30 protein-coding genes are annotated in these 24,502 nt (G+C 57.2%); 14 read left to right on the top strand and 16 right to left on the bottom strand.

The annotated features are described in order from the left end of the window. Positions 1-52: 52 nt before the first annotated feature. From gatA to OAN307_RS07415, 3 genes are all read right to left on the bottom strand, one after another. Positions 53-1,531 carry an Asp-tRNA(Asn)/Glu-tRNA(Gln) amidotransferase subunit GatA gene (gene gatA / locus OAN307_RS07425; RefSeq protein WP_015499166.1) on the bottom strand — a complete coding sequence of 493 codons (1,479 nt, stop codon included), beginning with the start codon at positions 1,529-1,531 and terminating at the stop codon, positions 53-55. Next, positions 1,531-1,818, bottom strand: a complete 288-nt coding sequence (gene gatC, locus OAN307_RS07420; protein WP_015499165.1) for an Asp-tRNA(Asn)/Glu-tRNA(Gln) amidotransferase subunit GatC — start codon at positions 1,816-1,818, stop codon at positions 1,531-1,533. Before gatC ends, gatA begins: the two co-directional genes overlap by 1 nt. Before the next feature lie 128 nt (positions 1,819-1,946). Further along, complete coding sequence (locus OAN307_RS07415; RefSeq protein ID WP_015499164.1) at positions 1,947-2,402, bottom strand: nucleoside deaminase; 456 nt, start codon at positions 2,400-2,402, stop codon at positions 1,947-1,949. Between the two features lie 142 nt (positions 2,403-2,544). On the opposite strand from OAN307_RS07415, the gene OAN307_RS07410 reads away from it, so the two are divergent. From OAN307_RS07410 to dtd, 10 genes are all read left to right on the top strand, one after another. Continuing rightward, positions 2,545-3,471, top strand: coding sequence for a pseudouridine synthase (locus OAN307_RS07410; protein WP_015499163.1), 927 nt, complete (start codon positions 2,545-2,547; stop codon positions 3,469-3,471). 203 nt (positions 3,472-3,674) lie between these two features. Beyond that, entirely contained in the window at positions 3,675-3,869 is a 195-nt protein-coding gene (locus tag OAN307_RS27825) for a hypothetical protein (RefSeq protein WP_015499162.1), read from the top strand. A gap of 2 nt (positions 3,870-3,871) precedes the next feature. Next, complete coding sequence (locus tag OAN307_RS07405) at positions 3,872-4,744, top strand: 5-bromo-4-chloroindolyl phosphate hydrolysis family protein (RefSeq protein WP_015499161.1); 873 nt, start codon at positions 3,872-3,874, stop codon at positions 4,742-4,744. A 27-nt stretch (positions 4,745-4,771) separates the two neighbouring features. Beyond that, on the top strand, positions 4,772-5,971 hold the full coding sequence (locus OAN307_RS07400) for a toxic anion resistance protein (RefSeq protein ID WP_015499160.1): 1,200 nt from the start codon (positions 4,772-4,774) through the stop codon (positions 5,969-5,971). A gap of 41 nt (positions 5,972-6,012) precedes the next feature. Next, positions 6,013-6,951: a DUF2927 domain-containing protein gene (locus OAN307_RS07395; protein ID WP_015499159.1), complete on the top strand. Its 939-nt coding sequence runs from the start codon at positions 6,013-6,015 to the stop codon at positions 6,949-6,951. Between the two features lie 45 nt (positions 6,952-6,996). Then, on the top strand, positions 6,997-8,109 hold the full coding sequence (locus tag OAN307_RS07390) for an SPFH domain-containing protein (protein WP_015499158.1): 1,113 nt from the start codon (positions 6,997-6,999) through the stop codon (positions 8,107-8,109). Positions 8,110-8,222: 113 nt separating this feature from the next. Continuing rightward, entirely contained in the window at positions 8,223-8,486 is a 264-nt protein-coding gene (locus tag OAN307_RS07385) for a hypothetical protein (protein ID WP_015499157.1), read from the top strand. Between the two features lie 9 nt (positions 8,487-8,495). Further along, positions 8,496-9,617 (top strand): hypothetical protein, encoded by a 1,122-nt coding sequence (locus OAN307_RS07380; RefSeq protein ID WP_015499156.1) that lies wholly within the window; start codon positions 8,496-8,498, stop codon positions 9,615-9,617. Positions 9,618-9,657: 40 nt separating this feature from the next. Next, the gene (locus OAN307_RS07375; protein WP_015499155.1) at positions 9,658-10,572 is read left to right on the top strand and encodes a carbohydrate kinase family protein; all 915 of its coding nucleotides are present in this window, start codon (positions 9,658-9,660) and stop codon (positions 10,570-10,572) included. Then, positions 10,569-11,012: a D-aminoacyl-tRNA deacylase gene (gene dtd / locus OAN307_RS07370; protein ID WP_015499154.1), complete on the top strand. Its 444-nt coding sequence runs from the start codon at positions 10,569-10,571 to the stop codon at positions 11,010-11,012. Before OAN307_RS07375 ends, dtd begins: the two co-directional genes overlap by 4 nt. Here the strand turns inward: dtd and OAN307_RS07365 are convergent. The 4 genes from OAN307_RS07365 to OAN307_RS07350 all read right to left on the bottom strand — a co-directional run bounded on the left by OAN307_RS07365 (position 11,009) and on the right by OAN307_RS07350 (position 14,254). After that, on the bottom strand, positions 11,009-11,398 hold the full coding sequence (locus tag OAN307_RS07365) for a hypothetical protein (protein ID WP_144055531.1): 390 nt from the start codon (positions 11,396-11,398) through the stop codon (positions 11,009-11,011). The genes dtd and OAN307_RS07365 overlap by 4 nt on opposite strands. A gap of 220 nt (positions 11,399-11,618) precedes the next feature. Further along, on the bottom strand, positions 11,619-13,181 hold the full coding sequence (locus OAN307_RS07360) for a trimethylamine methyltransferase family protein (RefSeq protein ID WP_015499152.1): 1,563 nt from the start codon (positions 13,179-13,181) through the stop codon (positions 11,619-11,621). 99 nt (positions 13,182-13,280) lie between these two features. Beyond that, positions 13,281-13,979, bottom strand: a complete 699-nt coding sequence (locus OAN307_RS07355; RefSeq protein WP_044043374.1) for an HAD family hydrolase — start codon at positions 13,977-13,979, stop codon at positions 13,281-13,283. Continuing rightward, positions 13,976-14,254, bottom strand: coding sequence for a DUF3572 domain-containing protein (locus tag OAN307_RS07350; RefSeq protein WP_015499150.1), 279 nt, complete (start codon positions 14,252-14,254; stop codon positions 13,976-13,978). Before OAN307_RS07350 ends, OAN307_RS07355 begins: the two co-directional genes overlap by 4 nt. 94 nt (positions 14,255-14,348) lie before the next feature. Here OAN307_RS07350 and OAN307_RS30680 point away from each other — a divergent pair, with 94 nt between their 5' ends. Continuing rightward, a complete protein-coding gene (locus OAN307_RS30680) occupies positions 14,349-15,740 on the top strand; it encodes a diguanylate cyclase (RefSeq protein WP_015499149.1) in 1,392 nt (463 codons plus the stop codon). A 42-nt stretch (positions 15,741-15,782) separates the two neighbouring features. Here OAN307_RS30680 and OAN307_RS07340 read toward each other — a convergent pair whose 3' ends face one another. From OAN307_RS07340 to OAN307_RS07325, 4 genes are all read right to left on the bottom strand, one after another. Beyond that, entirely contained in the window at positions 15,783-16,238 is a 456-nt protein-coding gene (locus tag OAN307_RS07340) for a periplasmic heavy metal sensor (RefSeq protein ID WP_015499148.1), read from the bottom strand. 2 nt (positions 16,239-16,240) lie between these two features. Then, positions 16,241-16,585: a hypothetical protein gene (locus OAN307_RS07335; protein ID WP_015499147.1), complete on the bottom strand. Its 345-nt coding sequence runs from the start codon at positions 16,583-16,585 to the stop codon at positions 16,241-16,243. Then, positions 16,572-17,180, bottom strand: coding sequence for a sigma-70 family RNA polymerase sigma factor (locus OAN307_RS07330; RefSeq protein WP_015499146.1), 609 nt, complete (start codon positions 17,178-17,180; stop codon positions 16,572-16,574). The genes OAN307_RS07335 and OAN307_RS07330 overlap by 14 nt, the downstream gene beginning before the upstream one ends. Positions 17,181-17,261: 81 nt before the next feature. Continuing rightward, positions 17,262-17,783, bottom strand: coding sequence for an EF-hand domain-containing protein (locus tag OAN307_RS07325; protein WP_015499145.1), 522 nt, complete (start codon positions 17,781-17,783; stop codon positions 17,262-17,264). Positions 17,784-17,984: 201 nt separating this feature from the next. On the opposite strand from OAN307_RS07325, the gene OAN307_RS07320 reads away from it, so the two are divergent. Together OAN307_RS07320 and OAN307_RS07315 are read left to right on the top strand one after the other, a co-directional pair. Further along, positions 17,985-18,377 (top strand): DUF983 domain-containing protein, encoded by a 393-nt coding sequence (locus OAN307_RS07320; protein ID WP_015499144.1) that lies wholly within the window; start codon positions 17,985-17,987, stop codon positions 18,375-18,377. Positions 18,378-18,397: 20 nt separating this feature from the next. Next, positions 18,398-19,096, top strand: a complete 699-nt coding sequence (locus OAN307_RS07315; RefSeq protein ID WP_015499143.1) for an NUDIX hydrolase — start codon at positions 18,398-18,400, stop codon at positions 19,094-19,096. Here the strand turns inward: OAN307_RS07315 and OAN307_RS07310 are convergent. Genes OAN307_RS07310 through OAN307_RS07300 form a run of 3 tightly spaced genes read right to left on the bottom strand, consistent with a single transcriptional unit; the run spans position 19,093 to position 21,119 of the window. Next, positions 19,093-19,998 carry an EamA family transporter gene (locus OAN307_RS07310; RefSeq protein WP_015499142.1) on the bottom strand — a complete coding sequence of 302 codons (906 nt, stop codon included), beginning with the start codon at positions 19,996-19,998 and terminating at the stop codon, positions 19,093-19,095. The genes OAN307_RS07315 and OAN307_RS07310 overlap by 4 nt on opposite strands. A 16-nt stretch (positions 19,999-20,014) precedes the next feature. Next, positions 20,015-20,923: a fatty acid desaturase gene (locus OAN307_RS07305; protein ID WP_015499141.1), complete on the bottom strand. Its 909-nt coding sequence runs from the start codon at positions 20,921-20,923 to the stop codon at positions 20,015-20,017. After that, positions 20,916-21,119 carry a DUF2061 domain-containing protein gene (locus OAN307_RS07300; RefSeq protein WP_015499140.1) on the bottom strand — a complete coding sequence of 68 codons (204 nt, stop codon included), beginning with the start codon at positions 21,117-21,119 and terminating at the stop codon, positions 20,916-20,918. Before OAN307_RS07300 ends, OAN307_RS07305 begins: the two co-directional genes overlap by 8 nt. 102 nt (positions 21,120-21,221) lie before the next feature. Here OAN307_RS07300 and OAN307_RS07295 point away from each other — a divergent pair, with 102 nt between their 5' ends. After that, positions 21,222-22,082: a helix-turn-helix domain-containing protein gene (locus OAN307_RS07295; RefSeq protein WP_015499139.1), complete on the top strand. Its 861-nt coding sequence runs from the start codon at positions 21,222-21,224 to the stop codon at positions 22,080-22,082. Between the two features lie 98 nt (positions 22,083-22,180). On the opposite strand, the gene OAN307_RS07290 is transcribed toward OAN307_RS07295, so the two are convergent. Beyond that, positions 22,181-22,933, bottom strand: coding sequence for an SDR family oxidoreductase (locus OAN307_RS07290; RefSeq protein ID WP_015499138.1), 753 nt, complete (start codon positions 22,931-22,933; stop codon positions 22,181-22,183). Continuing rightward, positions 22,933-24,402, bottom strand: coding sequence for a carnitine 3-dehydrogenase (locus OAN307_RS07285; RefSeq protein WP_015499137.1), 1,470 nt, complete (start codon positions 24,400-24,402; stop codon positions 22,933-22,935). Before OAN307_RS07285 ends, OAN307_RS07290 begins: the two co-directional genes overlap by 1 nt. Positions 24,403-24,502 lie beyond the last annotated feature (100 nt).

Here is a 24,502-nt window from a genome sequence, read left to right as displayed (position 1 = left end):
CCATGGGGTCCACTTTATCTATCAGTCATTGGTCGACAGCACTTTAGACAGTTTACCACCAACGATTCGGTTTTGCCACAAATTGCGCCGCTCGTTCCAGCGTGTAGGCAGTATTCAGCAAATCGCCTTCTTCCCACGGACGACCGATCAGTTGCAGGCCCAGCGGCAGGCCGTCTTTGTCGAGGCCTGCAGGAACCGCGATCCCGGGCAATCCAGCGAGGTTTACAGTCACCGTGAACACGTCGTTAAGGTACATCTGCACCGGATCCGCATCCGCCATTTCGCCAAGTCCAAAGGCCGCAGAGGGGGTCGCAGGGGTCAGGATTGCGTCGATACCATCGGCGAATACACTCTCAAAATCACGCTTGATCAAAGCGCGCACTTTACGGGCACGGTTGTAGTACGCGTCATAAAATCCTGCACTTAGCACGTAGGTGCCAATCATCACGCGGCGTTTCACTTCGCTGCCAAACCCCTCTGCGCGGGTCTTTTCATACATCTCAGTGATGCCATCGCCCGCATCCAGTTTGGCGCGGTGGCCAAAGCGCACCCCGTCATAGCGCGCGAGGTTTGACGACGCTTCGGCGGGGGCGATCACGTAGTAAGCGGGCAGCGCGTATTTGGTGTGTGGCAGGGTGATGTCACGAATTTCTGCGCCTGCGTCTTTCAGCATCGCGGTGCCGTCCTCCCAAAGCTTCGCAATCTCCTCGGGCATGCCATCCATGCGGTATTCTTTAGGGATACCAATGACTTTGCCACGAATATCGCCTGTCAAAGCCGCCTCAAAGTCCGGCACAGCAAGGTCGGCAGACGTGCTGTCTTTCGGGTCATGCCCCGACATCGCGCGCAGCATAATGGCCGCGTCGCGCACGTCTTTGGTCATTGGGCCCGCTTGATCGAGGGAGGATGCAAACGCCACGATACCCCAACGTGAAACGCGACCATAGGTTGGTTTTATGCCAGTTATACCAGCGAAAGCAGCAGGTTGGCGGATAGAACCGCCCGTATCAGTGCCAGTAGCTGCAAGGCAAAGATCGGCTGCAACGGCGGACGCGGACCCTCCCGATGAACCACCGGGGGTCAGTTGCGCGTCGTCATTGCCCCGCTTCCACGGGTTGACCGCATCGCCATAAACGGAAGTCTCATTGGAGGAGCCCATGGCGAATTCGTCCATGTTCAGCTTGCCTAACATGACCGCGCCACCTGCGAACAACTGGGTTGTCACAGTGCTTTCGTATTCGGGCTTGAAGCCTGCAAGAATACCGGATGCAGCCTGTGATAGAACCCCTTTGGTGCAGAATAAGTCTTTGATTCCCAACGGTATTCCGTTCAGATCGCCACCCTGCTTGTTGGCGTCTGCGGCGCGGGCCATGTCCATCGCCAGCTCTGGCGTTTCGTGCACGAAGGCATTTAACGCGTTGGACTTTTCAATCTCGGACAGGCAGGCCTCAGTCAGTTCAACGCTCGTCACATCGCCTTTCTTCAGGGCGTCGCGGGCTTCGGAGATTTTCATTTTACTAAGATCAGACATTATTCGACCACCTTCGGAACGGCAAAAAATCCTTCGCGCGCGTCCGGCGCATTTTTAAGAATTTCAACGGGTTGTCCACCATCTGTGACCACATCTTTGCGGCGCTTCAGACGCTGTGGGGTGACGGAGGTCATTGGTTCAATGCCCTCAACGTCAACTTCGTTCAGCTGTTCGATAAAACCCAGAATCGCGCTGAATTCTTTGGCCAATTCCGGCAAATCAGCCTCGGGTACTGCGATGCGCGCGAGCTTTGCGACGCGGCGGGCGGTTTGGATGTCGATGGACATGGGATTTCTCCGTTAGACGTTTGATCCGCTTTACCCGTGGCGCGGCTGGGCTTCAACCTTGGAAAAACGGGCAAACCAGCCGGATTTGCACAAAACATCTGGGCGGGATGCGTTTTTTGTACAAAACGTTAGCCGCCTCTTTTTGCGGCAAAGAAAGACTTTAGCAGCGTTTCGGACGTATCTGCAGAAAGACCATCGTAAACTTCTGGTGCATGGTGGCATTGCGGATGGCTGAAGACGCGCGGCGCTTGGGCGACGCCGCCAGATTTCGGATCCGACGCACCATAATACAGCCGCGCGAGGCGGGCGTTCGAAATGGCCGCCGCGCACATCGGGCAAGGTTCGAGGGTGACGTAAATGTCATGCCCAGTCAGTCGTTCTTGGCCCAATTCCGCGCAGGCCGCGCGAATGGCGAGGATTTCTGCGTGCGCTGTCGGATCGTTGAGTTCGCGCGTGCGATTGCCAGCGGCGGCGATCACAAGCCCTGTCGGGCTAACGATCACCGCGCCGATCGGCACTTCGCCGCGCGCAGCGGCAGCGCGCGCTTCGTTCAGGGCAGCGTCCATATGGGTGCGAAAGGTCATGTGCTTTTGTCTCATGCTCTTTAGTGTCTGGGGATCGGGGTCGTTGGCAAGGACAGGATTTCCTTCGGGGGGGGGTATTTTCGAAACAAAGACACACTGTGCCGCGCTTGCGGTGACGGCTGGGAGCGATTAGGCGAGAAGGATGAATGATGACCTGTCCAAAACACCCACCCCCAACGCAATTGCCAAGTCCGTTCCCGGCGACCGAATCGCCAAGGTTCTGGCTCGCGCAGGCGTGGCGAGCCGTCGCGAATCTGAAAAGATCATTGAGGCTGGACGCGTCACGGTAAACGGCAAGACCATTTTGACGCCGGCGCTGAATGTGACCGACAAGGATCGTATTGTGGTCGACGGCAAACCATTGGCCGAACCTGAACCACCACGCATCTGGCTGTATTACAAGCCCATCGGCTTGGTCACGAGTGAGCGAGATGAAAAGGGGCGCGAAACGGTGTTTGATACCCTGCCCGATGATATGCCGCGTGTGGTGTCTGTTGGGCGGCTTGATATCAATTCCGAAGGCCTGTTGTTGCTGACCAACGACGGTGAGTTAAAGCGCAAGATGGAACTGCCCAGCACCGGATGGCTGCGCCGCTACCGTGTGCGCATCAACGGATCGTTGTCCGAGGCAAAGCTGGATGAACTGCGCGCAGGGATTCAGATTGACGGGGTGCATTACGCCCCCGTTGAGGTGAAATTTGACCGCCAGCAGGGCGCCAATGCATGGCTGACCATGGGGCTGCGCGAAGGTAAAAACCGCGAAATCCGCAAACTGATGGAAGCCATGGGCGTGGCCGTGAATCGCCTATTGCGCATTTCGTATGGACCGTTTCAGTTGGGAACGCTGAAGCCTGGTAAGGTGGAAGAAGTGAAGCAACGCATTGTGCGTGACCAGATGGGTCTGCGCGAAACGCCAAAACCCACGATGGTCCGCAAGGGGCCAGAAAAGGGCAAACGCCCGCCCCCCAAGCGCGGCACGGCAGCGTCGGCAAAGCGGCATACAGATCCCGCAAAGCGGAATTCTGGCCCGACATCCGGAAATTCGGCGGGGAAACCGCCACGCAGATGACCCTTGCCCCCGTGAATTGGCTGTGCATGGATAATCCATCGGATTAAATTGGTCTTTTGGGGGCACCATAATGTCTGTCGAATGTGTAAAATCACAGGTTTTACAGCGTGACATTTTGGCTGGAAAGATAGCTGCTGGGCCTCGTAAATCGGGTTGTGACGCACTACTTGTGGGTGAAGAAGTTGCCAATCAAAATCTGATGAATGGTGCGAATAGTCCAAATTCTACTGGTCGTCATGGCCATCGCAATCTTGGCCTTCCAGCTGGGCCAAGGGTCGGTTTTGGCGACACAATCCACGCGGGAGGCGCGCTTGCCTAATACTGTAAAAACCATCTCATTTGTTTTATTGATCCTGTTGATGTTCGGTGTTGTCACCGGCTGGCTTGGAGGGCTTTAGGCGTGTCCAAAAAATTCGGTGGGAAATTTAGCCCCGGAGGGACCGCCCCTAATGTCATCCGAGAGGCCATGGTGGATGAGCGTAAGGTCGGTGCGAGGGGTGCAAAGGCGAACGTGCTGTTCGTGCCCGGAATAGTCTTGGCGTTCTTGTCATTGAATGAGGGCGCCGTGGATCTAATTTTGGGTCTGGTTGGGGCAGCGGTGTTGACGCTCGCTGCGTGGTTGACCCGTGATGGGCTGCGGGCAGCAGCGGCGTTTGACATGCGCAAAGTGGCCCAAAAACCAAGCATACCGCGCAAGTTATTTGGGTCTGTGCTGACAGGTGCCGGTATCGCATTTTCATCATTTTCCAACGACCCCAGTGTCTTGGCTGCAATCATCTATGGTGTCGTTGCAGGTGGTTTGCACACAGCTGCATTTGGCATTGATCCTCTGCGCGACAAACGGCTGGACGGGATTGATATCTTTCAACAAGATCGTGTCGCCAAGGTCGTCGATGAGGCAGAGGCGCATTTGGCATCGATGAAAAACCACGTCGACAGTATTGGGGATCGCCACCTGGAAACCCGCACGGCGCAGTTTCAATTGATGGCGCGACGGATGATCCACACCGTCGAAGAAGACCCGCGTGATCTGACCGGCGCGCGAAAGTTTCTGGGCGTCTATCTGATGGGCGCGCGCGATGCGGCGGCGAAGTTCGCTGACCTGTACAAACGCCAGCGCGATGAAGACGCCCGCGGGGATTTTGAGGCGTTGTTGTCTGACCTTGAGCAGAATTTCGCCGCCCAAACCGACAAGATGTTGCTAGATGACCGCAATGACATGGATATTGAAATCAAAGTGCTGCGTGATCGGTTGCAACGAGAAGGCCTGTAAACGGGCCATTTAAAAGGATGACACACAATGTCTGATACTGTCGCAAACAATATGCAAAAGGCGCAAGAGAGCCTGAAAGAAGTGGAAAAAGTCACCGCTGTCGTATTGGCAGAGCCAAAGAATGAATTGGTGACCCTTGCGGCGGCTGACAAACCAACGAGTGCCGCAATCAACAAGCGGTTGGCCGAACTGGATATGTCAGAAACCAATTCCATCATCTCGTTCGGATCATCTGCGCAGGCCGAATTGCAGGTGGTTTCACAATCCATGCTGCAGGGTGTGCGCAATAAAGACGTGGGTCCGGCTGGCGATTCACTGCGCCAAATCGTGACGACCATTCGTGGGTTTAACGTGTCTGAGCTGGACGTGCGCAGAAAACGCAGCTGGTGGGAACGCATTTTGGGTCGTATGGCCCCTGCTGCGCAGTTCGCAGCGCGGTTTGAAACGGTGCAAGGCCAGATTGATAAGGTCACCGACAATCTGCTTCAGCACGAACATGTGCTGCTGAAAGACATCGAAAGCCTTGATATTTTGTATGATAAAACGCTTGCATTTTACGACGAGCTGGGCCTGTATATCAGCGCCGGTGAAGCCAAGCTAGGCGATCTTGATGCCAAAACGATCCCTGCCAAGGAGGCCGAAGTTGCCGCCGCGTCCGAGGATAAGGGTATCATGATGGCGCAGGAATTGCGCGACATGCGCGCGGGGCGCGACGATCTAGAACGCCGTGTTCACGATCTGAAATTGACCCGCCAGGTGACTATGCAGTCGTTGCCGTCCATTCGTCTGGTGCAGGAAAACGACAAATCACTGGTGACCAAGATCAACTCGACGCTGATCAACACTGTGCCGCTGTGGGAAACCCAACTGGCGCAGGCGGTGACGATCCAGCGGTCGGCAGAAGCGGCCGTGGCCATGCGTGACGCCAATGATCTGACCGACGAATTGTTGACAGCCAACGCGGAAAACCTGCGCTCTGCCAACAAAATGATCCGCACCGAGATGGAGCGCGGCGTGTTCGATGTCGAAGCGATCAAAAAGGCCAATGCGGACCTGATCGGCACCATCGAGGATTCGCTTCAGATTGCGGACGAAGGCAAGCGTAAGCGCGCCGAAGCGGAGACCGAGTTGAAGAACATGGAGGCCGAATTGAAGTCCACGTTGTCGGCAGCCAAGGCCAGCGGGACGGCGTCCGCACACAACATCGCGTCGTCTGCAGGGGCATAGCATCTTTGGGTAAACTGGCAGGCGGCATTTGCGGGAAAGTATTGGGCCTTGCGGCCTTGCTGACCCTTGCCGCCTGCGATGTGGCGGGCCCGTTGGCCGTGTCGCCGGCGCCGCAGACGCGAACAGGCGGGCTGGTGGCACCGCCGCCTGCCCCGGCTTCAGAAAACCGATCTGAAGCCAGCCGCGCCTTGTCGATATTTTTCCAGCGCTTGCAGAATGATCTATTGGCGCGCGGATTGCTGCGCACGGATGGTGGCGGGCCGGATACCACGTTTACCGATACAGTTTTGGCGCGCAATTTCGTGCGGATCGCGCTGTTTGACGAATTTGTCGCGACGCCAACTGGCCTGCGCGCACAACCGACGATTTCGCGCTTGCGGCGATGGGAACAACCAGTGCGGTTTGTGGTGGAATACGGCGCGACAGTGCCCGAAAGTCAGCGCGTCGAAGACAGCCAATCGGTGCGCACGTTCGTGTCCCGACTGGGTCGGGTCACTGGCCAACCGATGAGCATGAGCGATGCAAATCCGAATTTTCACGTCTTGATCCTGAACGAGGATGATCGTTTGGGGTATGCGGATCAATTGCGCGCCTTGGTGCCCGGTATTGATGCAACCAGTGTGCAAGCGTTTATGGATCTGCCGCGCGACACGCTGTGTCTGGTGCTGGCGTTTTCCGAAGGTGGCACGCCGCGATATTCCAAGGCTGTGGCGCTGATCCGTGGCGAACACCCCGATCTAATGCGGCTGGCGTGTATCCACGAAGAACTGGCACAGGGGCTGGGTCTGGCCAATGACAGCCCGCAGGCACGCCCGTCGATCTTTAACGACGACGAAGAATTCGGACTGCTGACAACACACGATGAACTGCTGCTGAAAATGCTATACGATGATCGCCTGCAAACCGGCATGACAGCGGCCGAAGCCGCGCCGATTGCACGGGTAATTGCGCGCGAATTGATGAACAGTGGCCCCGGTTAGCTTTGGCGCGACGAAACAGATTTAACTAAGACAGGAGCCATAAACATGGGCATTTTCGATTTTCTAACCGGGGAATTTATCGACGTCATTCATTGGACCGATGACACCCGCGACACGATGGTGTGGCGATTTGAACGCGAGGCGCATGAGATTAAATATGGCGCCAAGCTGACGGTTCGCACCGGTCAGGCGGCGGTTTTTGTACATGAAGGTCAATTGGCGGACGTCTTTACGCCGGGCTTATATATGCTTGAAACCAACAACATGCCGGTCATGACAACCTTGCAACACTGGGATCACGGATTCAAATCGCCGTTCAAATCGGAAATTTATTACGTCAATACGACGCGGTTTAACAATCTGAAATGGGGTACTAAAAATCCGATCATGTTGCGCGACCCTGAATTCGGGCCGACCCGCATTCGTGCTTTTGGTACCTATTCAGTGAAGGTCAGCGACCCCGCCAAGTTCCTGACCGAAATTGTTGGCACCGACGGCGAATTCACCATGGACGAAATTAGTTTCCAAATCCGCAACATCATTGTGCAGGCGTTCACACGAACGATTGCGGCGTCTGGAATCGCGGTGCTGGACATGGCGGCGAACACGGCTGATCTGGGCAAACTGATTGCGGGCGCGATTGCCGATACGGTTGCCGAATACGGAATTTCGATTCCTGAATTATATATCGAGAACGTCAGCTTGCCCCCTGCGGTTGAAGCCGCATTGGACACCCGCACATCGCGCGGCCTGACAGGTGATTTGGACGCGCATATGAAATACGCCGCCGCAGAGGCGTTGCGCTCGGGTGGCGAAGCGTCTGGTGCGATGGGCGCTGGTATGGGGGCAGGAATGGGTATGGCGATGGCGCAGCAGATGGCCAATCCTTGGGCACAACAGGCCGCAGCATCAACGGGCGCGCCGACCGCAGCGGCCCCGCCGCCGCCACCTATCGAACACGTTTGGCACATTGCCGAAGCTGGCAAAACCACAGGGCCGTTTTCCAAGGCGTCATTGGGCCGCATGGCAGTTGACGGCAAATTGACCCGCGCGAGCATGGTCTGGACACAAGGTCAGGACGGCTGGATGGCCGCCGATGAAATCGGTGAATTGGCACAATTGTTCACCGTGATGCCACCACCGCCCCCTCCTGCGTGATGGCGGTATGATCACCTATTTATCGACTGGTGGGCGGTGAAACTTTGCAGCCGCCCTGGGCCGAAACTGCAAGGTAGCCCTGCACCATTCATCGCACCCTGCATATCACGCTGATGTGGGGGCTGTTCGGGGTCGCGGTGACTGAGTTTTTGCTGGGTTTGACCAGCTCGGTTCAGCTTTGGGCGGGTGATATCGTGCCGATTGCCTATCCGATAGGATGGCCGAAGCTAAATAGTCTGGTTGGCATCGTGCATTCCATCGAATTTTGTGCAATTTCGGCTTTGGCGGTTGCCCATGCAAGATTTCACATTTGGCGGCACACAAAACTGCGTGACAATGCGCTGCGCATTATGGCGCCGATGGCGTTTCACCGCTAACTGTAGCCGATGGAATCCATTGATATGCCCCACACCGTCGCCGGTCCCGATACTGAACACCGTTTTCCCTGTGATAATTGCGGGTCTGACTTTCGGTTTGACCCCCGTCAAAACCAGATGATTTGCGACCATTGCGGTAATACGGGCGCGATTGCCGCAGGGCCATCGCGTGGTGGGTCGTTGCAGGAACTCGATTTTCGCAGCGCCGTTTCCGGCGATATGCCAGTGGCGGAGATTGAGGAAACGCGCGTCGTGGCCTGCCCCAATTGTGGTGCCCAAACTGAATTTAACGAAACCGTTCATGCCACCGAATGTCCGTTTTGTGCGACACCCGTGGTCACGGACACGGGGACGCATCGCCACATCAAGCCTAAGGGGTTGTTGCCGTTCGGGTTGGATGAACGCGCCGCGTGCGCCGCGATGACCGACTGGCTGGGCGGATTGTGGTTCGCGCCAAACGGTTTGAAAGAATATGCCCGTAAAGGCCGCCCAATGTCTGGCATTTACGTGCCGTATTGGACGTTCGATGCCGACACCGAAAGCCAATATTCCGGCGCGCGCGGCACACATTATTACGAAACCCGCACTGTGACGCGCGACGGCAAAAGCAAACAGGTGCAGGTGCAAAAAACCCGCTGGCATAATGTTTCAGGCCGCGTCGCGCGGTTCTTTGACGATGTTCTGGTGCTTGGATCACAGTCTTTGCCAAAGAAATACACCGATGCGCTGGAACCATGGGACTTGTCCGCGATGGAACCCTATCAGCCGCACTATTTGGCTGGGTTTCGCGCCGAAGGCTATCAGGTCGAACTCGAAGATGCGTTCAAAGAAGCGCGGGTTCGGATGGACCAGACCATCCACCGCGACGTGAAATTCGACATTGGCGGTGACGCGCAGCGGGTCGGATCGGTGGACACCAAGATTGGGGTTCTGACGTTCAAACACGTGCTGCTTCCGGTCTGGATGGCAGCGTATAAATATCGTGGGCGTACGTTTCGCTTTGTTGTGAACGGGCGCACGGGCCGGGTTCAGGGGGAACGGCCCTATTCAAAGATCAAGATCGCGATTGCGGTGATTTGTGGTTTGATCGTGGCGGGAATTGTCGGATTTGTTATCGCTAACAGTCAGTGATAGATAGCCGCAAGTTTTTGCATTGCGAAGGACGCGCCCAATGATTCTGACCTGTGGAGAAGCCCTGATTGATATGCTGCCGCGCGAAAGTACGCAGGGCGAGGCGGCGTTTGCCCCCTATCCCGGTGGTGCGGTGTTTAACACGGCGATCGGACTTGGACGGTTGGGCGTGCTGACGCAATTTTTATGCGGCATGTCGTCAGACTTTTTGGGTGACATTTTACGCGACGCACTGGACGCGAGCCACGTTGATCACAGCCCGTCGCCGCGCCTAAATGCGCCGTGTACCGTGGCTTTTGTTAAACTGGTGAACGGGCAAGCAACATATGCATTTTACGACGAAAATTCGGCGATGCGATCCCTAAACGCCGCACCAGAAATCGATGCCGATGCGATGTTTTTTGGTGGTATTTCACTGGTCGGGAACGGCTGCGGCGACACCTATGAGGCGCTGATGCTGCGCGAAGCGCCACGGCGTGTCACGATGATCGACCCCAATATCCGCCCGACGTTCATCAAGGACGTCGCCGCGTACCGCGCGCGGATCAACCGGATGATGGCGGCTGCGGACATCATTAAACTCAGCGATGAAGACTTGCACTGGATGGAAGGTGATGGCGATTTGGCCGAACTTGCCAACGGGCTGGTCGCAAAAGGCTCCAAGCTGGTGTGCATCACCGAAGGCGCCAAGGGTGTCACTGGATACTCCGCCGAACACACGGTGTTCGTGCCATCTGAACGGGCAGTCGTTGCCGACACGGTTGGTGCTGGTGACACGTTTAACGCCGGCACGCTGGCAGGGCTTGAACGCGCCGGTGCGCTGACCAAAGAACGCATCGCAAACCTGAGTGCTGAGGACATTCGCGCAGCTTTGCGTCTTGGCGTGCGCGCGGCGGCGGTGACGGTATCACGGGCAGGTGCGAACCCGCCAACGGCAGCAGAATTGGGCCTTTGAGGGCGCTGATCCAGCGGGTGACGTCAGCACAGGTTCACGTCGATGGTGCGCTGATCGGGCAATGTCAGACGGGCCTTTTGGTACTGGTCTGTGCCATGCAGGGCGATACGGATGATATGTCTGCCAAGCTCGCCACAAAAATTTCCAAGCTGCGGATTTATAAGGATGATGACGGGCGGATGAACCGGTCTTTGGTGGACGTTGGCGGACAGGCATTGGTCGTCAGTCAATTCACGCTGGCGGCCGACACGTCACGCGGCAACAGGCCGGGGTTTTCTTCGGCCGCAGCGCCCGAAGATGGTGACCGTTTGTATCGCGCGTTTGTCGCAGAAATGCGCAGCCGCGTGATCTCAGTCGGTACAGGTCAGTTCGGCGCAGATATGGCGGTGTCGTTGGTTAATGACGGGCCCGTGTCGATCTGGCTCGATACCGACGCTTAGGCCTTGCGCAACTGGCCGGCAACACTGGCCAAACAAAAAAACCAGCAGCAAAACAGATGATAGGGCGCGTGGTCGAACCCGTCAGCCATCACACCAATCTGCTGCTTCGCGGAGAGGTTGAAATTGCCTGCAACTTCGGACAGCCCGCCCGCGCGGCACCAGCTTTCGGCTGCCCCAGTCAAAGCCTTGGCCGCGTCCCCATCATCGGCGCATTCTAAATAGTCAAAATACCCGCGTTTAAAGTCGTACAACCGATTGGATGCGCCATGTTCATGGGCGGTGAAACGGCCCAGTATTTTACGGTCCCGATGGGTGGTCACATAGGCTAGTGCTCCCTGCCCCGCGCCAGACGTAGGCGGATTTTCAGCGGACACAAACCGTTTCAAATCCCCTTCGGCGACGGCACATAGAGGCTGTCAGGGCCATAGGCTGCGAAACGGGCGGCAAATGCCGAAGTCCTATTCGCGTATCTCAATCATCATAGGTCGTTCCCCACTGCGTACACCGCCCCAGATAGACTAACTTTCATGCTTTTCTTTGTCTCGAAAATACCCCCGCCTCGGTAAATTCTTCCATCAGGAAGATTTCACCTTTGAGGCTCCTGTCTCAAAAATCGGTTGGCGCGCCACCCTCGGATTTGCGCCGTGCCACGAAGTCTTCCAGTTCGGACCGGATCGCGGCGTCCATGGGGGGAGTTTCGAAATTGGCAATGATATCTTTGAAGATCCGATGGGCGCGCTGTGCAGTCCATTCGCCGCCGGCGATTTCCCAAGCCTCAAAGTTGCGCCAGTCGCTGGCAAACGGTGCATAAAACGCATTTTCGTAGCGATCTTGCGTGTGTTGGATGCCGAAAAAGTGCCCCTTTGAGCCGACCTCTTTGACCGCATCAAACGCAATGTCCGCAGGGGTTGTCGCGGTGATTTGGGGTTCCATGTAGCGCTGGATCATTTGGATCACCTCGCAATCCATGACAAACTTTTCAGGCGACGCGATCAGCCCACCTTCAAGCCAGCCCGCCGCGTGGTAGACCATATTGGTGCCTGATTGAACGGCCGCCCACAGGGAATTTGACGTCTCCCACATAGCTTGGCCGTCTGGCACGTTGGCTGCACAAACACCGCTGGATCGCATCGGCAGCCCATAAAATCGCGCCATTTGGCCAGTCATTTGCGTGGCCCGCATATATTCGGGGGTGCCGAACGCGGGCGCGCCGGATTTCATATCGACGTTGGACGTGAACGTGCCGATGACACAGGGCGCACCGGGGCGGACGTATTGAAACAGGGCTATGGCGGACAGGGCTTCGGCGATGGACAGCGCGACCGCACCCGACATTGTGACCGGCGCCATGGCCCCCGCGAGGGTGAACGGTGTGACGACAACGGCTTGACCACGGCGCACGCAGCGCAAGCAGCCATCAATCATCGGCACGTCGTGTTTGAGCGGCGAGGTCGAATTAATATTGGTGTACATGCGCGGCTTTTCTTGAAATTCTTCGTCGGTCCACCCGCCGGAAATGCGCACCATTTCCATCACATCTTCGACGCGTTCTTTACCAAGTGAATAGGCATGCCCGACCTTGTCGGTTAGGGTCATTTTATCAAACACCACATCGAGGTGACGCACAGATGCATGCACGTCTACAGGTTCCACCGGATAACCGCCTGCGAAGTGGATGCAGTTAAAATACTGGGTTAATCGCAGCAAATCAGCGCATTGTTTGCGATTGCCTGAAACTTTCTTACCAATCTCAAGGTCAAAATAGTTCGGCGGTGAAGACACGTTACCGAACAGGATGTGACCACCACCCAGCGTGATCTTGCGATCAGGATTGCGCGGCGTGATGTCAAACTGTTCGGGCGCTTTAGCGATCATTTCCATGACCCAGTCGCGGCCCATTTTGACGTTGGTACCGTCGACCTTGCAGCCCGCCTGTTTGAACAACTCCACAGCTTCTTCATTCAGAAATTCAATGCCGATTTCTTCCAATATGCGCATCGCGCCGTCGTGGATTGCCTGCACGCCATCGCCGTCCAGCGGTTCGGTCGGGCGGTCTTTATTGATCGGCAATCGCCACGGCATTTGGTTGATCTCGGACGTGAGCCGCTTGGCGGCATTGGCAGCGCGCCCACCTGATCGGCGGCGTTTTGGGGGGACAGCGTCAGACATCGCAGTTTCCTTTTGGGCTGGCTTTAGCCTGACATACCCGCGCCGGTGCGCCTTGCCTTTAGCGACAAAAGGTGTCGCGAACCAAACTTGCGGCGCCGCCTACAGACCCAACCAGTCGGGCAGTGCCGCGATGGAATCCAGCACCACATCGGCTTGGGGCGCAAGGGCCTTGCGCCCTGCCACGCCGGTCAAAACGGCGACCGTCACCATACCCGCCGCGCGCCCTGCGCGCAGATCATGAGTGCTGTCACCGACCATCACACACTCGGACGGGGCCAGCCCCGTGGCGTCACAAAAGCCCAACAATTGCCCGGGCGCGGGTTTACCGCCAAAGCCAGAATCAAACCCTGCAATAAAATCAAACAGCGCCTCAATCCCTGCCACTGACAAATGCGCGCGCGCGGGGAATTCGGCGTCATTGGTAGCGACCCCGACCTTCAATCCCGCAGATTTAAGCGTGGTGATGAATGCCACAAGCGGCGTCGTTTCGACCTGCGGGGCGACAATCGCGGCGGCGTTAAAACGCGCAGTCAGGGCGTCAGGATCAGATTCAGCTACGAACGGCAAAATCGCCTGCGCAACCACATCCACGGTGCTGGCAATCACGATGCTTTCTGGCAAGAACTGCCCCGTCGCAAGGTCATAGCCAAGGGCAGTGGCGAGCGGTGCAAGCTGGTCGGGATCGCCAGCAGTCTCGGCCTCAAACACGTTTCGCGCCCACGCGCCCCACGTCGCGTTGAAATCAAACAGCGTGCCATCTTTGTCGAAAATAATGCCTTTAATGGGTCGCGAAATCATGTCCAATGCACCACTTCCGCACCCGGTAATGAATAACGCGCCGTTAACGGCTCTTCATACTTTATCCCGCTTGCATCGCAAAATTCGATGACCCAAGCATCATCCATGGTCACGAAATCCAGCACAGACCCAAGGAAAGCGGGGTTTTCCGCCTGCCCCTTGATGTCGTCCGCACTTGCGCCTGAAGACCCCAAAAACAAAGGCAAAATATCCTCTTTTGTGGCAAGCCAAGTGAGGGCAGAAATAGCTATGTTTTCAGCACGTTCAGGAGTCATTTAAAGGTGTTACCAATCCGGAAAGGGTTTCTTAACCATTTAAAGGGCAAAGTTGATCCAAGAGAGTTTGGAGTAACGCTCAGAGGGAAACAAGATGGCCGGCGATATTCTCATCATAGACAATGTAGCCACCAACCGCATTGTGCTGAAGGTCAAACTTCTCGCGGCGCAATACCGTGTCCGACCCTGTGCAACACTGCAAGAAGCGCGTACTGAAATTGCGGCGTCGTTGCCCGATTTGATTGTGCTGGATACCAGCATAGACGCGCACGACCTGCACGCCTTTTGCCAAACCCTAAAGGCCGGCGAGGACACCAGCCTGATCCCGATTATTGCGACGGGCGGGTTCAAAACACCGCGTGACCGTGTTGTCGTACTTGAGGCCGGCGCAGATGACGTTTTATCCAAGCCCTTCGATGATCAAATTTTGCAGGCGCGCATTCGCAGTCTGCTGCGCGGGCGCGATGCACGCCAAGAACTGCGGATGCGCGATGGTACACGCACTGCCCTTGGTTTTGCCGAGGCTTGCAATGGGTTCAAAACACCCGCGAGGGTCGTCGCTGCATCTACAACCGACACGCTGGCACCGGATTTGTCGCAATTATCGCAAACCCTTGAGAACGCCCAACTGATCTGTGCGCGGGCGGAAAACCTGACCCGAAGTGACGTGAATTCGCGATCCACAGATCTGTTCTTGCTCGATTTTCGCGCAGGACTGACGGATGATAATGTTCTATTTCGTATCTTGGCAGAATTGCGCAGCAGATCTGCGACGCGCCATGCCGCAATCTTGGCGTTGTTGCCCGCGGATGCCCGCCATGCGGCGGCAATGGCCTTAGATCTTGGCGCAAGTGATTCTGTCTATTCAAATGTTGACTCAGGCGAAATTAGACATCGCTGCGCGGTCCTGATCCAGGCAAAACACGAAGCGGATGCGCTGCGTCGAACAGTTGAAACTGGACTTGAGGCGGCGATCACCGATCCGCTGACTGGGCTGTTCAACCGCCGCTACGCCATGCCGCATTTGTCGCGGCTGTCGGCGCAAAGCCGCAAAAGCGGGCGGAAATTTGCGATTATGGTTCTGGACCTCGATCATTTCAAAGCCATCAACGACACCTACGGCCATAAAGTCGGCGATGAGATTTTGCGCCAAACCGCAAGCCGATTGCAGGACAATTTACGCGCGGTCGACCTACTTGCGCGCATCGGCGGAGAGGAGTTCCTTGTCGCGATCCCAAATAGCGACGTCTTTCATGCCCGCACCGCTGCGGAACGCCTGCGCGAGCTGATCGGCGGAGCGCCGTTCTTTGTCGGCCCCGATCAAAAAGAGGTGCGCGTGACAATGTCCGTTGGTGTCAGCCTAAGCGACGGACAGGACCCCAAGGACATGGTTGATGATCTTGGTGAATTGGTCAACGCGGCGGATGTAGCGCTTTATGCGGCCAAGAACGGTGGCCGCAACAAGGTCAGCTTGTCAGCCGCCTGATCGCGCGGAGGCGGTCCGTACTTTTTACCTGCGCGGAGGCGGTCAGCGACGCATTTGCTCTTCCAGTCGGTCCGCGAATGCAGCGCGTTCAGTGTCGCTCATGTCGTCAATCTGTGCGCTTACGGCGCCCAAAACCGTTTCCTGTCCCACCCTTAGCCTGTCACGTTGGCGCATCAACACAGCGCGAAACGCATCCGCGTCAAACGTTTCAGCCCGCAGGGTTTCCAGTAATGCACCCATGTCGCGCCGCATCTCTGATCGAACACCACGCTCAAACGCGCCACTGCTGCGCAGCGCATCGCGCACCGCGTCGCTGCGTTCACCTTCCATCGCGCGGGTCAACGGGCTAACCGTCAAATCAAATCGCTGACCTGCCCCCGGTTTGCCGCCGTTAAAAGCAACTCCAATGGCAACACCGATGATCAGCAGGTTCAACGCCAGCGATCCGACCAACACAAACCTTTGTAAACGCTTTGATTTCGTCTGTTCCTTGGCCATAGTCAGCCCTCCAATCCTGCGAACACGTCGCTTTCAAAAAGCGGCACTTCGATGGTGCCCCCCCAAATCCCTGCAGACAAATCTGACAGGGTATCTGGTGGCGCGACCCCGATCCACAGGCCCGCAACCGTCGCTGCAGCCAAACCGCTGAATGTCGGCCAACCGCCGATGACGTCAAGCAGCATCGCACCGATGCTTTGTTTAGGGCGGGCGGCGACAGGTACTGTGTCCGCCAACACGCTGTCGGCGTCCAACATGATCCGGTCCATCAGCGCGTCTGACGGGGACACATCCGGCGTTCGGGCCAGCTTAAATGCGGCGTCTAGAATTTTGTTATCCGTGGTCATCGTCATACCCCAATTCATCTTTGCGCGCGGCAAGTTTTGCAATCAGGGCGCGTTTGCCCCGTGCTATCAGACTTTCAACGGTGCGCACGTTGGTGTCCATAATGGTCGCAATTTGTGGGTTGCCCAATTCTTCGAGGTGGCGCAGCGCCACGGCCTGCGCCTGTCGATCTGGCAGATTGGCCAATGCAGAGTGCAACGCCGCTGATCTGGCAGAGTCTTGCATGTCTTGCGCAGCGGATTTGGACGGATCACTTGGTTCTTCAATCGCATCGAGCGCCACACCGCGACCAGACTTTCGCAACCGGTCCGTGCACAGATTGGCCACAACACGGTAGAGCCACGTGGTAATCTGCGCGCGGTCGCCGTCCCAGTCAGGTGCGATTTTCCACAGGCGCATCATCGCGTCTTGTGCGACGTCTTCGGCCTCTGTTCGGCTACCAAGCATGCGGTGCGCCTGCCCCAACACACGCGGGGTCAGCCGCTGTGTCAGCGCCATAGCCGCACCACGATCGCCGCATGCAAAGGCCGCGAGAAGGTCCGCGTCGCTTTGGTGTGCGCTTTGGTGCGCGCTCTGAACACCAGCTTGATCCGTCATCAAATATCCAGTTACCCATATCATCCATACCTCGCAAGGGTACGGGGCGCGAAGGTATTTCCCCCGCGCCGCACTTTGCGTTTAGTGATCGCCGCGTGGCCCGCGATGATCACGATCACCACGTTGCGCCATGCGGTTTTGCGCCTCGGCGAATTCTTCCGCGCTCAGACTTCCATTGTCGTCTGCATCTGCGCGCTCGAACATACGCTCAGCTCCGCGATGGCCGCGATCATCTGCGCGATCTGCCACATGTGCTCCCATTTCATCCGCCTGCAACAGGCCATCGCCGTTGGTGTCGGCCCTTTCGATCCGCTCAGCAGCGTGGCGCGCCATGCGTTCTTGGCGGGCCGTATCAGCGCGGGCAACCATTTCTTCAGCCGACAATGCCCCATCGCTGTTTGTGTCGGTTTGTGCAAAACGGGCGGCTGCGTGGGCCTGCATCGCGGCCTCGATTTCGTCGCTGGTCACAGCGCCATCAGAATTGATGTCCAGTTCTGCGAACGCTGGCATCTCCATACGGGGCGCACTGCCTTCGCGGGCTTGGGCGGATACCGCCAGTGTCGTGCCTACTGCGATTGCTGCCACAAGAAGTGTCGTTTTCATTTTGTCATCCTTTTCAGTTCTTGTTATGACGACCTTCCGGGCCATCGATGCAGATAGAACGGGCGGGGCGTGGGTTTCCGTCGCGGATGTTCGATTTATTTTGCGGTCGCATAAAACTTCAAACCATGGGCGCGACACTATCACCCCTAGAATTCTTGGCTTCAAGGCGGCACACCGACTTCTTAAGCACTAAGGATTTCCATGCCTAATCAACCTGTCATTCCAGAAAACGAACGCCCAACCAAACCCGCCATTGTGCGCGGTTTGCGTCGTCGCTGCCCGAACTGCGGGGAAGGTATGATGTTTGTCGGCTACCTGAAGGTGGTTGATCGCTGCCCAGTCTGCGACGAAGACTTACACCACCACCGCGCCGATGACGGCCCGGCGTATCTGACCATCCTTCTGGTGGCGCATCTTTTGGCGGTCATGATGCATTTTGGCTGGTCGCAATTTCGTCCAGACCCAATGGTGTTCGCCACGGTGTTGACGATTGTCAGCGTGGCGCTTTCGCTTTATCTTTTGCCAAGGCTAAAGGGCTTGATCGTGGCCATCCAATGGTCCCGACGGATGCATGGGTTTGGGGACACATCCTGACCCGGACAGATGGGGCAACGATGGGTGATATTCTGGATAAAACGGCGATACGTGACGCCGCGACAGTGATTGTGTTGCGGGGCCGCGCAACGCACCCTTGCGTGCTGATGGGGCAACGCGGGGCGTCGGCGGCTTTCATGCCAAACAAATACGTCTTTCCAGGCGGTGCGGTTGATGACGGTGATGGCGCTATTGCGCTTGGGCGTGGGGTGTCGGCGCTGGATGCAGGCCGGTTGGCCGAGGACAGCACGCGCTCGCCCGACGCGCTTGCCGCAGCTGCAATCCGTGAACTATGGGAAGAAACCGGCCAAATTCTTGGCACACCCGCGCAGTGGCCCAATGCACCACAAGGCTGGCGCGGATTTGCAGGCAGTGGCCATCGCCCCGATGCGTCCGCGCTGCTGTTTGTGTTTCGCGCCGTGACACCGCAGGGCCGCCCGCGCCGGTTTGATGCACGGTTTTTCATGGTTGACGCGGACCAACTGGTCACGGACCCCGACGATTTCACAAACGCCGAGGATGAGTTGGGGCATCTGCATTGGGTCCCCTTGCGTGATGCCCGCGCCCTAGATTTGCCGTTCATCACCGAGGTTGTTTTGGCAGAGATCGCATCGGGTCTGCACCGCAACGGTCCGCCCGATACCGTGCCGTTCTTTCGCAATGACGATGAAGCGCATTTGGTCACGCGGCTTGGTGGGCGCAGTCCGTCTGAAGCTTAGGTCACCATGACCAGCACCAACACCGACACGACCAACAAGCCACCCCCTTGAATCTCGCGACGGCTAATTTTTTCTTTAAAAAAGAACATAGTAAGGGCGAGAGAGAACAGCAACTCGATCTGCCCAAGCGCTTTTACATAAGCCACGGTTTGCAACGTGAAGGCGACAAACCAGCAAGTCGATCCGATCATACTGGTGATCCCCACAAGCCCAGAGACGCGCCATGTGGACAGCACGCGGGTGATTTCGCCGCGTTCAAACAGGCGCAGCCAGATCGCCATGGCGATGGTCTGCGCCGTGGTGACGCAGGCCAATGTCAGCGTCGCGCGCAAGAACACATCACCTGTGTCCAACGACAGTGACGCGCCGCGATACCCGACGCCGGAACAGGCAAACAACAGCCCCGACGCAAGCCCAAGTCCAGCCACGCGGTTCACGATACGTTTGTGCCACGGATCCGCGCTTGGTCCGGGCCGGTCGGACAACAACAACACGCCCACCAGCCCGATCAGAATCGCGCCAAACCCCAGCCATGTGACGCCCTCGCCCAGAATAAGAAGGCCAACGAACACAGCCATCAACGTTTCGGTCTTTTTGAATGTAATGCCAACGGCGAAATTGCGGTGTTCAAACAGCGCCACAACGCACATCGTCGCGAGGATTTGGGCCATGCCGCCAACCAGTGCATAGGCCCAGAACAAAGTCGGAATACTGGGCAGCGTTTGCGCCGTGATGTTAGCGTAAATCAGCACCCCCAGCACCACGAGCGGCGATGAATAGATGAAACGCGCAAATGTCGCGCCACCCGTGCTCAGCCGTGTTGATTTGAGCTGCTTTTGCAGGCCAAAGCGCGCAGTTTGCGCCACCGCGGCCAGAATGGTGATGGGAATCCAAGCGTCCATGGCCCGTCATGCACGCTCAGTCGTCTTTGTGCCAGAGGGGATGGGGAACGGGATCTTTGGCGTTCCAGAAATGACGGCGGAAAACGGCGCCGTAGGATGCGAAAACATAGCCGTCGTTGCGGCGCAAATAATGCGCGCGATTGCTGGCGTAAAGCGCCGGAAGATCGTACCATGCTACGCAAGGATGCATGTGATGTACGACGTGTAGATTGTTGTTCAGGAACAATAATGCCAGCAGCCCGCGATCTTCGACAATGACCGTTCTGGCGCGGGCCAGATCATGGGCACGGTGTTCAAGGAATGTGCGGATGCGCACGATTGCATGGCCGATATAGGCACCCATGGCATAGGCCCAAAACGGCAACGGCGCCGCCCAAACGAGTGCAACAACCACAGCCACGGCCGGAATATGCGCGACCCATCCCCAGATCACAACGCGCTCACCCGCACGACAGGCTCGCAGATCATTGGCCATCCACATAAACTGGCCGAGCAACGGTCCGATAAGAAGCCGCCCCAAAAGGCGATTGTTGAACCGCAACAGCGCACGCGCAGGCAGGGCCAATCTGACCCAAACGGCGGGCTCAAGATAGTTGCTTTCGGGATCATCGTAAGGATCAGTCAAATGTTCATCACGGTGATGGGCGAGATGCGTGGCACGAAACCGCGCGTAGGGCACGACCAGCGTAAGGGCTGGGAAAACCAACGCGGCATTCAGCGTTTGATTGGCAAACGGGTGGCCGTGCACGACCTCATGGCTGAGCGAGGCATGCAGTGCGATGATCGGCCCCAACACAATAATCGCAGCCCATGTCGGCAAGATCCACAGCGCAATTATGACGCCAAGATAACAGACTCCAGCCAAACGAACGGTCGGCCATTCGACAGCCATGCTCGGCGTCAGCGTCGCGCTGCGCTCAGACATTGCGACCCCATTGGACCCGATCCCAGACTCGTTCATAAAGCACATAGGTCGTCAACCCGATCGACGCATTCACGACCGCCATAGCACCACCAACGGCAAAAGATCCGGTCGCTATGAAACCAACCGTCATCATCACTGAGAGCCCGATCAGGTTCCAGATAACGGCTTTGATGAGTGTGCGTTTGCGCGTGTCCATGGGTGCTCCGTGACTTGTTTTCTCTGGTCTACCCACGCCGCGATGCTGACGGAATTCTGGAAATAGTTAGCAAAATACGCATATGGTGATATAGTAAAACTTATGTTGCAAAATATCGACAAACGTACCCGAGCCCAGCTGTTTCGAACCCGCCTGCGTGCGGCAATGACGACGCAGAACGCGACGCAATCCGGCCTCGCCCGCGCGATTGGCGTCGATCGATCAACCGTTTCGCAACTGCTGACAGGGGACGGCGCGCGGCTTCCCAACGCGCAGATCGTGGCGGGGTGTGCGACAGCACTTGGGGTGTCTGCCGATTGGTTGCTTGGTCTGACGGCGCGGCCCGAACTGGCGGCTGATTTGATTGCCGCGTCGTTTGAAGTCACCAAAGCGCGACGTGCCTTGGTGGATGAGCAGATTTTTGCATGGCACCAAGAGGCAGAGGGCTACAAAATACGCCACGTCCCTGCCGGACTGCCCGATATGATGAAATTGCCCAACCTGTTGCGGTGGGAATACGGGCCGCAATTGGGCCGCTCAACCGAACAGGCAATTGGTGCGTCCGAAGACCGATTGTGCTGGATGCGCGCGGCGAAATCAGATTACGAGATCGCGCTGCCTATTTACGAACTGACCAGTTTTGCGTCTGGCACAGGCTATTACGAAGGCGTTCCGGCGGGTTTGCGGGCCGCGCAGCTGGACCATTTCGCGGCACTTCAAACCGATCTTTACCCGACGCTGCGCTTGCATGTTTTCGACGCGCGCCGCCTATTTTCAGCTTCAGTGACCGTCTTTGGCCCGCTTCTGGCCGTACTTTACTTGGGGCAAAACTATCTGGCATTTCGCGATACCGAACGGGTGCAATTGATGACACGCCATTTCGACACGCTGGTGCGCGAAGCGTCCATCACACCGCGCGATTTACCAGCCTATATTCAAGCCCTGAAGGCCAAATACTTCTAACCCTTCTTTGCTTATAAAATATCCCGAGGCAGCGGAACGCGGGCAATGCCCCCTTGATCGGATTGGCCCAGCCGCTTCGAAATACAGCCAATTCGAAATCACGGCTTCGGGTCGGGGTTTTCAGTGTGCCCATCAACGGAAATCACCTGCCCAGACACCCGCGCGGCCCCATCGGATGCCAGAAACACGGCCATGTTTGCAATATCTTGCGCCCGCACAAATGTGCGCATCGATGTGCCCGATGCATAGCCGTCATAGACCGCATCGCGGACCATGCCCTTTACGTCGGCTTCGCGCTGCAACACGCCTTCCATGCGCGGGCCTTCCACGGCACCGGGGCAGATGGCGTTGGCACGGATGCCAAATGGCCCCAGTTCCATTGCCAGTGTTTTCATCAGCCCAATAACGCCCCATTTCGCTGCCGAATAGGGCGCACGGTTGGGATAGCCAAAAACGCCTGCGGTGGATGATGTCAAAACAATCGCCCCCGCGCCGGCCGCCTTCATCATAGGGGCCGCGAATTTCGCAGTCAGGAATGCCGCACCGAGGGTGACGTCAACGCAAGTCTTCCAATCCTCCCACGCGACGTCCTCAACCAGTGCCGTTGGCCCCGCGACCCCTGCGTTGGCACAGGCTACATCGAGTCTCCCTGCCGTTGCGACTTCACCAAACAACACGCGCATTTGCGTCTCGTTTGCGGCGTCCACCACCCGTGTGGTCCATGTTTCTGGACAGGCCGCCAGTGCTGCCACGTTCACGTCCGTCACCCAAACATCATAGCCTGCGGCCGAAAACGCTTCGGCCATGGCAAAACCGATGCCAGACGCCCCTGCTGTGATCAGGACACGCATCAACGTTTGCCCACGGCGGCCCCTGCGCCGTTCGGAACCGGTAATTTCGCGTGCGCAGCGACGAGTTGACCCAGTTGGTCGGCCACGTCTTGCGCAGGATCGCTGGCGCGCCGTGTCGCAAGGTTGACGTGGATCAACATATGTTCGCCCGTCGCCAGTAGACGATCACCTTCAAACATTGCATGGAACAGGTGCAACTTCTTGCCTTCACCCAGCAAAACCTGCGTCTCGACCCTGATGTGCCCGCCGGCCTGGACCTCATCAAGGTGGCGAATGTGGGTTTCAGCAGTGAAATAGCTGCCACCCTTCGCGATATAGTCTGGCGTGCAGCCAACGATATGCATCAGACGGTCGGTCGCGTCGCCGAAGGCCTGCAAGTACCGCGCTTCGTTCATGTGACCGTTGTAATCCGTCCAATCAAGCGGGACCGCACGATCAATGGTCTTGACGGGTTGTGACAAGTCATCCACGTCCTGCAGCGTGTTCGGGATGGCCCAGTTCTGGTTCAGCGCTGCATCATGGCGATTTAACACGGCCCCCGCCCCCCAATCGCGCGCCTTAAGGGTCCGCATCATCCCCACGAGATTGGCATCACGATGGCGTTCAAGTTCGCGGATTGTGAGGTGGCCCGACTGTGCATCCGACTGGGTCGCAATCTTGTCGATCAGCTCCTCAGTCAGGTCAGGGACGTCCATCAGTTTCGTCCATGGCCATGCCAGACAGGGGCCAAATTGTTCAATAAAGTGCCGCATCCCCGCCTCGCCGCCTGCAATGCGGTAGGTTTCGAACAGGCCCATCTGCGCCCAGCGCAAACCGAACCCCATCCGGATCGCATCATCGATTTCTTCCGTCGTGGCGATGCCGTCTTTGATCAGCCACAACGCCTCGCGCCAAACCGCCTCAAGGAAACGATCCGCGATGTGGGCGTCGATTTCCTTTTTGACCATGAGTGGAAACATGCCAAGGCCCTGCAGAATTTTTTCAACCTGGCACAGCATGTCGGCGTTCGCGTCCGTGCCAACAACTTCGATCAGCGGCAATAGGTAGACGGGGTTGAACGGGTGGCAGACGACGATCTGTTCGGGGCGGGTCGCGTTCTGTTGTAATTGCGACGGCTTGAAACCGGACGTGGAGGACGCAATCACAGCCTCAAGACCACAGTAAGCTTGGATATCACGGTAAACGCTGTGCTTCATCTCAAGGCGTTCGGGCACGCTTTCCTGAACCCAAACGGCACCAGCTACGGCGTCTGACAGCGTGTCATGGAACGTCAGCGCACCCTCATTTGGCATCGCCATGTCATATAGCCCCGGTAGTGATGCGCGGGCGTTGTCCAACACTTCGCCGATCTTGCGCTGCGCATTTGGGTCGGGGTCAAAGACCCGCACATCCCATCCATTCAACAAGAACCGCGCGGCCCAACCGCCACCGATCACGCCACCGCCAATAATGGCTGCACTTTGTGTCAAATCCCGCCCCTTCAAAAATTTAAATCCCCGCACATGCGAGGCCTTTTTGTCGAGGTCGTCAATGGGTCGTCAAGACGAAACGCACGATTAGTTGCACGCA

Origin of the sequence: Octadecabacter antarcticus 307 (genome assembly GCF_000155675.2) — a bacterium.
GTDB lineage: Bacteria > Pseudomonadota > Alphaproteobacteria > Rhodobacterales > Rhodobacteraceae > Octadecabacter > Octadecabacter antarcticus.
Note: the sequence above shows the minus strand (reverse complement) of the source record. Positions and strands in the feature narration are given on the sequence as shown.